This window comes from Cryobacterium tagatosivorans (genome assembly GCF_004402215.1).
GTDB lineage: Bacteria > Actinomycetota > Actinomycetes > Actinomycetales > Microbacteriaceae > Cryobacterium > Cryobacterium tagatosivorans.
Map to the genome: position 1 here is coordinate 1 of NZ_SOEZ01000071.1, position 11,036 is coordinate 11,036.

At 68.6% G+C, this 11,036-nt stretch carries 9 protein-coding genes; 7 read left to right on the forward strand and 2 right to left on the reverse strand.

The genetic code is table 11. From position 1 onward, the window contains the following. Positions 1 to 153 precede the first annotated feature (153 nt). From E3O23_RS14575 to E3O23_RS14595, 5 genes are all read left to right on the forward strand, one after another. Positions 154 to 1,116 carry an aldo/keto reductase gene (locus E3O23_RS14575; protein ID WP_134492220.1) on the forward strand — a complete coding sequence of 321 codons (963 nt, stop codon included), beginning with the start codon at positions 154 to 156 and terminating at the stop codon, positions 1,114 to 1,116. Positions 1,117 to 1,164: 48 nt separating this feature from the next. After that, a complete protein-coding gene (locus E3O23_RS14580) occupies positions 1,165 to 1,752 on the forward strand; it encodes a TetR/AcrR family transcriptional regulator (protein WP_241983496.1) in 588 nt (195 codons plus the stop codon). 8 nt (positions 1,753 to 1,760) lie between these two features. Next, positions 1,761 to 3,494, forward strand: coding sequence for an ABC transporter ATP-binding protein (locus E3O23_RS14585; RefSeq protein WP_134492224.1), 1,734 nt, complete (start codon positions 1,761 to 1,763; stop codon positions 3,492 to 3,494). Next, the gene (locus tag E3O23_RS14590; RefSeq protein ID WP_134492226.1) at positions 3,491 to 5,455 is read left to right on the forward strand and encodes an ABC transporter ATP-binding protein; all 1,965 of its coding nucleotides are present in this window, start codon (positions 3,491 to 3,493) and stop codon (positions 5,453 to 5,455) included. The genes E3O23_RS14585 and E3O23_RS14590 overlap by 4 nt, the downstream gene beginning before the upstream one ends. 178 nt (positions 5,456 to 5,633) lie before the next feature. Next, positions 5,634 to 6,833: a DUF4192 domain-containing protein gene (locus E3O23_RS14595; protein ID WP_134492228.1), complete on the forward strand. Its 1,200-nt coding sequence runs from the start codon at positions 5,634 to 5,636 to the stop codon at positions 6,831 to 6,833. A 67-nt stretch (positions 6,834 to 6,900) separates the two neighbouring features. Here the strand turns inward: E3O23_RS14595 and E3O23_RS14600 are convergent, their stop codons facing one another. Further along, positions 6,901 to 8,364 carry an aspartate aminotransferase family protein gene (locus E3O23_RS14600; RefSeq protein ID WP_134492230.1) on the reverse strand — a complete coding sequence of 488 codons (1,464 nt, stop codon included), beginning with the start codon at positions 8,362 to 8,364 and terminating at the stop codon, positions 6,901 to 6,903. A gap of 3 nt (positions 8,365 to 8,367) precedes the next feature. Beyond that, positions 8,368 to 8,850, reverse strand: coding sequence for an Lrp/AsnC family transcriptional regulator (locus E3O23_RS14605; protein WP_134492232.1), 483 nt, complete (start codon positions 8,848 to 8,850; stop codon positions 8,368 to 8,370). Between the two features lie 185 nt (positions 8,851 to 9,035). Between E3O23_RS14605 and E3O23_RS14610 the strand changes: the two genes are divergently transcribed. Further along, positions 9,036 to 10,088: an FHA domain-containing protein gene (locus E3O23_RS14610; protein ID WP_134492234.1), complete on the forward strand. Its 1,053-nt coding sequence runs from the start codon at positions 9,036 to 9,038 to the stop codon at positions 10,086 to 10,088. Positions 10,089 to 10,131: 43 nt separating this feature from the next. Beyond that, a complete protein-coding gene (locus E3O23_RS14615) occupies positions 10,132 to 10,971 on the forward strand; it encodes a PP2C family protein-serine/threonine phosphatase (RefSeq protein ID WP_134492236.1) in 840 nt (279 codons plus the stop codon). Positions 10,972 to 11,036 lie beyond the last annotated feature (65 nt).

Sequence of the window (11,036 nt, forward strand, 5' to 3'; positions counted from 1 at the left end):
CTCAATCCGAGTCCACTGGTCATCGGTCAGCAGAGCAGTACGCGACATTCCTCCAGCCTCCCAAACGAATCACGATTCGATTAGGAGACACGCCCTAGCACAGGCCGGAGGCTCGACAGTGCGGGCCGGCTGACCCTCCCTTAGGCTGGTGCGATGGCTCAGATCGACTATCGCAGACTCGGCAACTCCGGACTGATCGTCTCGACGATCGGGCTCGGCTGCAACAACTTCGGCCGAACCGGCACGGCCTCCCAGGGCCAGGAAGGCACGACGGCCGTCATCGACGCGGCCATCGAGGCCGGGGTGACCCTGTTCGACACCGCGGACATCTACGGCGCGGAGCGGGGCCTGAGCGAGACCCTGATGGGCCACGCCCTCAAGGGACGGCGCGACGACATCGTGCTCGCGTCCAAGTTCGGCATGGACATGGGCGGGCTGAACGGCCCGGATTGGGGCGCTCGCGGCTCGCGCCGCTACATCCGCCTGGCCGTCGAGGCGTCGCTGCGTCGCCTGCAGACGGACTGGATCGACCTGTACCAACTGCACGCCCCCGACGCGAACACGCCGATCGAGGAGACGCTCTCGACGCTCGACGACCTCATCGGCGAGGGCAAGATCCGCTACATTGGCCACTCGAACCTCGCCGGCTGGCAGATCGCGGAGGCCGAGTTCACCGCCGAGCTGCACCGGCACCCCCGGTTCATCTCGTCGCAGAACGAGTACAGCCTGCTCGTGCGCGACGCCGAAGACGAGGTCCTGCCGGCCGTGAACGCGTACGGGCTCGGCTTCCTGCCCTTCTTCCCGCTGTACAACGGGCTGTTCACGGGCAAGTTCACCCGCGAGGGCGGCCCGGCGGACAGCCGGATCATGATGATCCGCCGCCACCTCGTCGACAACGCACCCTGGGACCTCATCGAGCGCTACCAGGCGTTCTGCGACGAACGCGGCGTGAGCATGCTCGACGCGACCTTCGCCTGGCTGCTCGCCCAGCCGGGCCTCACCAGCGTCATCGCGGGCGCCACCCGGCCGGAGCAGATCACCCAGAACGCGGATGCCGCGACGGCCTGGCGCCCCTCAGCCGAGGACGTGGCCTGGATCTCCGCGCTCTTCGAGTAAACACCCTTGTGAGTGAGCACTCACTCAGATAGTCTGGCCCGCGTGAGTATGACGGAGAAACCGGGTCGGGCCAGGTCGTTGTCGGTCGAAGACCGCCAGGCCATGCTCATCGACGCGGTCACGCCCCTGCTCCTGGCGCACGGCCGCGCCGTCACGACGAAGCAGATCGCCGAGTGCGCCGGGATCGCCGAGGGCACGATCTTCCGGGCCTTCGGCAGCAAGGACGACCTGATCAGCGCCGCGGTGGCCAAGCAGCTCGACCCGGAGCCCTTCCGGGCCCGGCTCCGCTCGGTCGACCCGGCGCTTCCGCTCGAGGAGAAGATCCGGACGCTGGTGGCCCTGATGCGCGGCCGGTTCGCGAGGGTCTTCACCCTGATGACGGCGCTCGGGACGATGGGGCCGCCGCCGACGCCGGAGGCCCGCCGGGAGTTCACCGAGATCATGGGCCGCGTGCTCGCACCCGACCTCGCCCGGCTGAACGTCGAGCCGGCCAGGGCCGCCCAGATCATCCGGATGATCGCGCTCGCGGCTGCCGTGCCGCACGTTCGCAACGGCCCGGCGTTCGATGACGATGACATCACCGCCCTGATCCTCTACGGCATCATCGGCCGGCCCACCTCCGCCCCACCCACCTAGGAGAACCCGTGCTCTGGAAGCTTCTCGTGCGCTACCTGCGACCGTACCGGCGCCTGCTGGTGGCCGTCATCGTGTTCCAACTGGCGCAGTCCATCGCCTCGCTCTACCTGCCGACGCTGAACGCGGACATCATCGACGAGGGCGTGGCGAAGGGCGACACCGGGTACATCCTCGAAACCGGCGCGCTGATGCTGGGCATCACGCTCATCCAGATCGCCTGCGCCATCACGGCCGTGTACTTCGGCGCCAAGGCGGCGATGGCGCTCGGCCGCGACCTCCGCGGCGCCGTCTTCAGCCGCGTCGGCGAGTTCTCCGAGCAGGAGGTCACCCGGTTCGGGGCCGCCTCGCTGATCACCCGTTCGACGAACGACGTGCAGCAGGTGCAGATGCTCGTGCTGATGACGAGCACGCTGATGGTCTCCGCGCCCATCCTCAGCATCGGCGGCATCATCATGGCGGTCCGCCAGGACGTCCAGCTGTCCTGGCTCATCGCCGTGGCGGTCCCCGTGCTTTTGGTCGCCGTCGGGCTCATCATCGTCCGGATGGTGCCGCTGTTCCGGCTGATGCAGACCCGCATCGACGCCGTCAACCGGGTGCTTCGCGAACAGCTCACCGGCATCCGCGTCGTGCGGGCGTTCGTACGCGAGGATGTCGAGACCCGGCGGTTCGCCACGGCCAACGACGACGTCACCGATACGGCACTCCGCGCCGGACGGCTGATGGCGTTGATGTTCCCCGTCGTCATGCTCGTGCTCAATGTCTCGAGCGTCGCCGTGATCTGGTTCGGCGCGTTCCGGATCCAGGACGGGTCGATGCAGGTGGGCACGCTGATCGCCTTCCTCAGCTACCTCATGCAGATCCTGATGGCGGTCATGATGGCGACCTTCATGGCCGTGATGATCCCGCGGGCGACGGTCTCGGCCGACCGGATCGGCGAGGTGCTCGAGACCGAGTCCAGCGTGCGGCCGCCGCAGCGCCCGGTCAACGAGACCATCGGCCACGGCGAACTGGAACTGCGGGGCGTCGGCTTCGCCTACCCGGGAGCCGAGGAACCCGTGCTCAGCGACATCAGCTTCGTCGCCCACTCCGGCCAGACCACCGCGATCATCGGCAGCACAGGGTCTGGCAAGACCACCCTGGTCAACCTCATGCCCCGGCTGTTCGACGCCACCAGCGGATCCGTTCTCGTCGACGGCGTCGACGTCAGGGAGCTGAACCCCGACCTGCTCTGGGGCCACATCGGGCTGGTGCCGCAGAAGCCGTACCTGTTCTCCGGCACCGTGCGCAGCAACCTGCTCTACGGCAAACCGGACGCGACCGAGGAAGAACTCTGGCAGGCCCTCACCACCGCGCAGGCCCGGGAGTTCGTGACGGGGATGGAGGGCGGGCTCGACGCCCCCATCTCGCAGGGCGGCACGAACGTGTCCGGCGGGCAGCGGCAAAGGCTCGCGATCGCCCGGGCGCTCGTCAAACGGCCTGAGCTCTACATCTTCGACGACTCGTTCTCGTCGCTGGACACGGCGACGGATGCCCGCCTCAGGCTGGCCCTCAAACACAACACGGACGGGGCGACCATGATCATCATCGCGCAGCGGGTGTCGAGCATCGTGGACGCCGACCGGATCCTCGTGCTCGACGACGGCCGGATCGTGGCCCAGGGCAGGCACGAGGAGCTGCTCGAGAGCTCGGAGACCTACCAGGAAATCGTCGCCTCCCAGCTGGCCGCGGAGGAAGTGGCATGAGCGCGACAGAGGGCACCAGGGCCACCCCCGCCCGTCCGCCGATGGGCCGCGGCGGTCCGTTCGGGGGGATGAACGTCCCCGCCGAGAAGGCGATGAACTTCTGGCCGTCCGCCAGGCGCCTGCTCGGCACGCTCCGCCCCGAACGACTCTGGCTCTCGCTCGTGCTCTTCCTGGCCGTGGCCAGCGTGACCTTCGCGGTGATCGGACCGCGGCTGCTCGGCGAGGGCACGAACCTCATCTTCGCCGGCTTCATTTCGAAGACCATCCCGGCCGGGCTGAGCCAGTCGGACCTGATCGCGCAGCTGCGGGCCGCCGGCGACGACGCGAAGGCGGACATGCTCAGCGCGATGACGCTGACGCCGGGGGCAGGGATCGACTTCACGGCGCTATCCACCGTGCTGATGTGGGCAATGGCGCTCTACGTGCTCTCCTCGGCCTTCGCCTGGGTGCAGGCCTACGTGCTGAACGGCGTCGTCCAGCGCACCGTCTACCGCCTCCGGGAGGAGATCGAGGCCAAGATCAACCGGCTCCCGCTGCGCTACTTCGACCGCATCCAGCGCGGCGAACTGCTCAGCCGCGTCACCAACGACGTCGACAACATCTCGCAGAGCCTGCAGCAGTCGATCAGCCAGGCCGTCACCTCGCTGCTGACCGTCATCGGCGTCATCGTGATGATGTTCATCCTCTCGCCCGTGCTCGCCCTGCTCGCGCTGGTCACCGTGCCGCTGACGCTCGTGACCACGGTGCTGATAGCGAAGAGGTCGCAGAAGCTGTTCGCGCAGCAGTGGAAGAACACCGGCGAACTCAACGGCCAGATCGAGGAGACCTTCACCGGCCACGCCCTGGTCAAGGTGTTCGGCCGGCAGAAGGAGGTGGAGGAGCGCTTCGGCGTGAAGAATGACGAGCTCTACGAGGCCAGCTTCGGGGCGCAGTTCGTCAGCGGCCTGATCATGCCGGCGATGACGTTCATCGGCAACCTGGTCTACGTCGGCATCGCCGTCGTCGGCGGGCTCCAGGTCGCCTCCGGCGCGATGCAGCTCGGCGACGTGCAGGCCTTCATCCAGTACTCCCGGCAGTTCACCCAGCCGCTCGCCCAGCTCGGCTCGATGGCCAACCTGCTGCAGTCCGGCGTCGCATCCGCCGAGCGGGTGTTCGATCTGCTCGACGCCGACGAACAGAGCCCCGACCCTGACCCGGCCGAGGCGCCCGCCGCCACCCGCGGCCGGCTGGCCTTCGAGCGCGTCTCGTTCCGCTACCTGCCGGACAAGCCGCTCATCGACGACCTCAGCCTCGTCGCCGAGCCCGGCCAGACCATCGCCATCGTCGGCCCGACCGGGGCGGGGAAGACGACCCTGGTCAACCTGATGATGCGCTTCTACGAACTCGACGCCGGGCGGATCACCCTCGACGGCGTCGACATCGCCCGGATGACCCGCCACGAACTGCGCTCACGCATGGGCATGGTGCTGCAGGACACCTGGCTGTTCGGCGGCACGGTGCGGGAGAACATCGCCTACGGCCGGCCGGATGCCACGGAGGAGGAGATCCAGGAGGCGGCGCGGGCGACCTACGTCGACCGGTTCGTGCACTCGCTGCCCGAGGGCTACGACACGGTGCTCGACGACGAGGGCGGCAACGTCAGCGCGGGGGAGAAGCAACTGCTCACGATCGCCAGGGCCTTCCTCGCCCGGCCGAGCGTGCTCATCCTCGACGAGGCGACCAGCTCGGTCGACACCCGCACGGAGGTGCTCGTGCAGAAGGCGATGAGCGCCCTCCGCGCCGACCGCACGAGCTTCGTCATCGCGCACCGGCTGTCGACCATCCGCGACGCCGACCTCATCCTGGTGATGGAGGCCGGGCGCATCGTCGAGCAGGGCAGCCACGCGGAACTCCTCGCCGCCGACGGCGCCTACCGCGCCCTCTACGACGCCCAGTTCGCCGCCCCGGTCACCGAGGTGTAGCGGCCGAGGCTGTTGCGCCGAGTTGGACCATTCCGGTCGAGTTTGCCGGGCACACGTGCCAGTCAAGGTCGACCGGAAGTGTCAAGGTCCGAGCCCCCACAGGCCAGGGGCCGGGGGAGTTATCCCCCGATGCGGCCGCGCGGGGGAGCGCGCCGCCGCGGACGGCCAGAGTGTCCGCATGCAGAAGAACATCGTCAAGACCAGCCAGGCGTGCGACTTCCTCGCCCTGGTGCCCCAGCTCCTCGGATTCCTGCCGGAGAAGTGCATCGTGCTCGTCGCCTTCCGCGGCAACCGCACCTGCGGCGCCATGCGCTTCAACCTGCCGGATCCGGACGCGCCGGCCAAGGTCCATAAACGCATCGCGACCACGCTGATCGGCATGCTCTGCAAGATCCCCGGCGTCGACGCCGTCGTGCCGGTGGCCTACGCCGACGACTCGTTCGGTTCGGTCCCCGGCATCCCGCACGAACGCTTCGCGGAAGCGCTGATCGCGCGCGCCGAGCTCGCCGGGTTCCTCGTGCGCGACGCGCTCTGCGTCGGCGCGGACGGCTGGGGTTCCTACCTGGAACCGGAGTGCCCGACCGGGGGACATTCGCTCAGCGACATCACGACGTCGGAGGTGCACCAAGCGATCCCGGCGGACGCGCGGCGCGACCTGGCGGCGCTGCGGAGCGGTGCGGAGCTGCCGGTGGTGGACCTCGCGGTCAAGGAGCGCCTGGCGCGCCGGCTCGCCGGCCTCGAGCGGCTGGCGCGCGGCGCGGACAGCCTGCCGGAGCTCATCGACACGGTGGGCGACATCCTCGACCCGGTCGAGCTGGCCGAGACGGCACTCACCTGGGATCCGGCGTCGTTGCGGCTGGACGACGCGGCCGCCCTGCTCTTCCTCGTCCAGGGACCGGCGAACCGCGACCAGATCATGCTGCAATTCGCCTTCGGCGAGGAGGTCGGCATCCGGACGTACGAGCTGAACCTGCGTTACGCGATCATCCAGAGGGCCACGGGCAACAGCATGGACGCCATCGTCCAGGACGAGTGCGCTCAGCCGGCGGGCGTCCATCCGGACGCACAGCGCACCGGCGACCTCATGCTCGGGCTCGGCACGGAACGACCGGACCCGGCCCGGATCGGGCAGGCGATTGCGCTGCTGAAGACGCTCGTGGCAATCGCGCCCCGGTCGACCAGGCCGGCTCCGCTGTGCATGCTGGCCTGGCTGTCCTGGGCGCTCGGGCGCGGGTCCGTGGCCGGGATGTTCATCGACAAGGCACTCGCGATCGATCCAGCCTACGGAATGGCCGGCCTGCTCAACGCGGTCGTCAGTTGCGGGCACCTGCCCGATTGGGCCTACCAGGTGCCGTTCGATACCGAGCCCAGCCCCTGAACCCCAGGGCGCGTCGGCGAAGACTCCGGGGCGGGCTTCGGGTGCCCGCCCCGGACTCCGTCGGGAACTAGAGGTGCTTCGGGGCCTCGGAGAGCACGCCGTGCAGGATTTCCCCGATTTCGCGGAACTCGGCCGGGCCGATGGTCAGCGGGGGAGCGAGCTGCACGACGGGGTCGCCGCGGTCGTCGGCGCGGCAGTACAGGCCGGCCTCGAAGAGCGCCTTGGACAGGTAGCCGCGCAGCAGGCGCTCGGACTCCTCGTCGTTGAACGTCTCCTTGGTGCCCTTGTCCTTGACCAGCTCGATGCCGAAGAAGTAGCCCTCGCCGCGAACGTCGCCGACGATCGGCAGGTCCAGCAGCTGCTCCAACTCGGCGCGGAAGATCGGCGAGTTCTCGCGCACGTTCTCGTTGAGCTTCTCCTCCTCGAAGATGTCGAGGTTGGCCAGCGCCACGGCGGAGGACACGGGGTGCCCGCCGAACGTGTAGCCGTGGTAGAACGCGGTGTCACCGTGCTTGAACGGTTCGTAGATCCGTTCGCTGACAATCGTGGCGCCGATCGGCGAGTAGCCGCTCGTCATGCCCTTCGCGCAGGTGATCATGTCCGGCTCGATCCCGAAGGTCGTCGAGGCGAACATGTTGCCGATCCGCCCGAACGCGGTGATGACCTCGTCGGCCACGAGCAGCACGTCGTACTGGTCGCAGATCTCGCGCACGCGCTTGAAGTAGCCGGGAGGGGCGGTGAAGCAGCCGCCCGAGTTCTGCACGGGCTCCAGGAACACGGCGGCGACCGTCTCCGGGCCCTCGAACTGGATCATCTCTTCGATCCGGTTGGCCGCCCACAGGCCGAAGGCCTCCAGGTCGTGGCCGAGGCCCGAACCCATTTCGTCGGCGCGGTAGAAGTTGGTGTTCGGCACGCGGAACCCGCCAGGGGTGACCGGTTCGAACATTTCCTTCATGGCCGGGATTCCGGTGATGGCCAGCGCGCCCTGCGGGGTGCCGTGGTAGGCGACGGACCGCGAGATGACCTTGTGCTTGGTGGGGCGGCCCTGCAGCTTCCAGTAGTACTTGGCCAGCTTGAAGGCCGTCTCGACGGCTTCACCGCCGCCGGTGGAGAAGAAGACGCGGTTCAGGTCGCCCGGCGCGTAGGCGGCCAGGCGGTCGGCGAGCTCGATCGCCGACGGGTGCGCGTACGACCAGATCGGGAAGAAGGCCAGCTCTTCGGCCTGCTTGGCGGCGACCTCGGCGAGGCGCTTGCGGCCGTGGCCGGCGTTGACAACGAACAGGCCGCTGAGGCCGTCGATGTACTTCTTGCCCGTGGAGTCCCAGATGTGGTGGCCCTGGCCCTTGGTGATGATCGGCACGCCGGCGCCGCTTTCCATCACGGACTGGCGGGCGAAGTGCATCCAGAGATGGTCCTTCGCCTTCTGCTGCATCGACGCATTGTCGGCGTCGCTGTACTCGCCCGGCGCCAGTGCCGAAGTGGGTACGTGAGAGTGGTGATGGGCCGGTACGGCCTGTTCTGAAATGGTCATTTTTTATCGCGTTCCCCAGTTGTACAACTGTTTGTGGAGTTTGAGGTAGACAAAGGTTTCGGTGGAGGTGACGCCCTTGAGGTTGCGGATCTGTGAATTGAGCAGGTTGATCAGTTCCTCGTCGTCCTCGCAGACCACCTCGGCCAGGATGTCGAATGATCCGGCCGTGAGGACGACGTAGTCCACGGACGGGATCGCGGCCAGGGTGTCGGCGAGTTCCCTCGCGTCGCCCGTGGCACGGATGCCGATCATGGCCTGGCGGTAGAAGCCGAGCTGCATCGGGTCGGTCACGGCGACGACCTGCATGACGCCGGCATCCGTGAGCTTCTGCACCCGCTGGCGAACGGCGGCCTCGCTCAGACCGACGGCCTTGCCGATCTCGGCATACGAGCGGCGGCCGTCGACCTGCAGCTGTTCGATGATCTTTTTGGAGACCTCGTCCAGTTGCGCCGGCTTCCCGCCAACACTTCGTGCATTTGAGCTCATGCCTCGATTGTGTCAGTCAAACGGCCCTTCGGCAAGCGAATCCGCAGCTCCACGCCCAAAAAGCTGCGGAATCCTAATAATTCGGCCCCGGGGCCCGCTCCGCCCGGACGGATAGGATGGGGACGACGGAGCGGCCCGGCCGCCCCGGACAGACCACGACACGGGGAGTCTCCGGGAGGATAGCGATGGCACGGGTGGGGTACGGGCTGGCGCCCGGCGGCAGCGGCGAATGGACGTTCGTCGCGGGTCGGGCCTTCCTGGCCGCCGTCCCAGCCGGCACGTTCCCCGGCATTGTGGCGAAGCTGAGCGGACTGGTCGCGGAGCCTCGGATCGACATCGAGTCCCTCGTTTCCCTCCTCCCGCTGGCCGGCGAACAGGCCGTCGCGAGCTTCGTGGTGGTCGTCCCCGGGGAGCCGACGGACGGCGACGGAATCCCGGTGTCCGTGGTCGCGCGTGGCCGGGTGGCGGTCGATGTCTTCTCGGTGGGCGGATCTCGCCGGTTCACCGACCGGGACATCCGCCCCTGGCTCCTGGCCGATTTCCGATCCGTGATCGGCCTCGTGATCGGTTCGCCGCTGGCCGCCGTCGTCCACGCCAGCCGGCTGGATTCCGGCCGGACAGCCGAGATGGGGACCATCGGTGCCGACACGCTCTTCTGGTCGCTGTCCGCGCCCTCGGCCCGCGACGACGACACGATCATCCGCCAGCCGGCCGCCCTCCCGCAGCCCGCGGCGCGTCCCGTCCCGGCGCCCGAAACCCAGCCCCTCTCGCCGGCGGACGCGGACACGGTGGTCCGGCCGCCCCAGGCCGCCCAGGACACCGTCATCATCAGGCGCCGGGACCGGGGCAAACGCCGGCCGGCCGCGGAGCCCGCCGAAGTTACCCGCGGGGCCCACTACGGCTTCCGCCTTCCGGGCGGCGAGGAGCGCCGACTGGATGCCGTCTACTTCCTCGGCCGGCGACCGCGCTCGCCGCGCATCACTGGCGACCTCCTGCCCCGGCTGATCACCGTCAGCTCGCCCACGTCCGCCGTCTCCGCCACGCACCTGGAGATCCGCCAGGAGGGCGACACCGTCGTGGTGACCGACCTCAACTCCACCAACGGGACTGTCGTGAATCCGCCGCGCGGGCGACGGCAGCGGCTGGGCTCCGGGCAGTCCCTTGTGGTCGCACCGGGTACGACGGTCGACATCGGGGACGGTAACATCGTCGAAGTCCTCCCCTCGAGGGAGCGTTAGCCGTTCTCCACCACGATCAGATCGAAATCGGAAGGCATCACGCGTGACCCAGATAGGTCAAGGCTCGCCCCGGCACACGGTTTCCCTGCCCACCAGCCAAAAAACCGTGACCCTGGCCTGGGCGGCGGTCACCGATACCGGGCACCGCCGTGAGGTCAACGAGGACAGCCTCCTCTCCCAGTCGCCCATCTTCGTGGTCGCCGACGGCATGGGCGGCCACTCCGCCGGAGACGTCGCCAGCGCGGCCGTGGTGACCAGGCTCGCCGAGCTCGCCGGCACGACCGACCCCGACGCCGAATCCATCGCCCGCTTGCTCAGCCTCGCCGTGGAAGACATGGCCACGGGGGCCGGCGTCACCGACAACGGGACCGGCACGACGGTCACGGGCGCCGCCCTGGCGGTGGTCGGCGGCGCGCCGCAGTGGATCATCTTCAACATCGGTGACTCGCGGGTCTACCAACTCGCCTCCGGCGTGCTCGAGCAGGTGACCATCGACCACTCGGTCGTGCAGGAACTCGTCGACGCGGGGAAGATCACCCGCGAAGAGGCCGAAGTGCATCCCCACGGCAACGTCATCACCCGCGCGGTCGGCTTCCATGAGCCGCCGATCCCCGACTACCGGATCGTCCCGGTGCGGCCCGGCATGCGCCTGCTGGTCTGCTCCGACGGGCTCACCAAGGAGCTCACGGCCTACGGCATCCGTCACTACCTGATGTCCAATCCCGACGCGGATGACGCGGCGAGGGCGCTGCTGAACGCCGCCCTCGAGAACGGCGGGCGTGACAATGTCAGCGTCATCGTTCTCGACGTGATCGAGGTTCTCGATCTGCCCGCCGGCGACATGGAGGAGCCCCCCGACTTGGGGGTATCCCAGTCCGCTTAAGGCTGCCGCCGGGCCCCAAAGGGCCGGTTGGGGCTGCCTACAATTGGTGAACGCCCGCCGCACGC

Excerpts from the sequence above, each read along its gene's own strand:
- E3O23_RS14575 (WP_134492220.1), top strand. The coding sequence starts at position 154 with ATGGCTCAGATCGACTATCGCAGACTCGGCAACTCCGGACTGATCGTC.
- E3O23_RS14580 (WP_241983496.1), top strand. The coding sequence starts at position 1,165 with ATGACGGAGAAACCGGGTCGGGCCAGGTCGTTGTCGGTCGAAGACCGC.
- E3O23_RS14590 (WP_134492226.1), top strand. The coding sequence starts at position 3,491 with ATGAGCGCGACAGAGGGCACCAGGGCCACCCCCGCCCGTCCGCCGATG.
- E3O23_RS14595 (WP_134492228.1), top strand. The coding sequence starts at position 5,634 with ATGCAGAAGAACATCGTCAAGACCAGCCAGGCGTGCGACTTCCTCGCC.
- E3O23_RS14600 (WP_134492230.1), bottom strand. The coding sequence starts at position 8,364 with ATGACCATTTCAGAACAGGCCGTACCGGCCCATCACCACTCTCACGTA.
- E3O23_RS14605 (WP_134492232.1), bottom strand. The coding sequence starts at position 8,850 with ATGAGCTCAAATGCACGAAGTGTTGGCGGGAAGCCGGCGCAACTGGAC.
- E3O23_RS14610 (WP_134492234.1), top strand. The coding sequence starts at position 9,036 with ATGGCACGGGTGGGGTACGGGCTGGCGCCCGGCGGCAGCGGCGAATGG.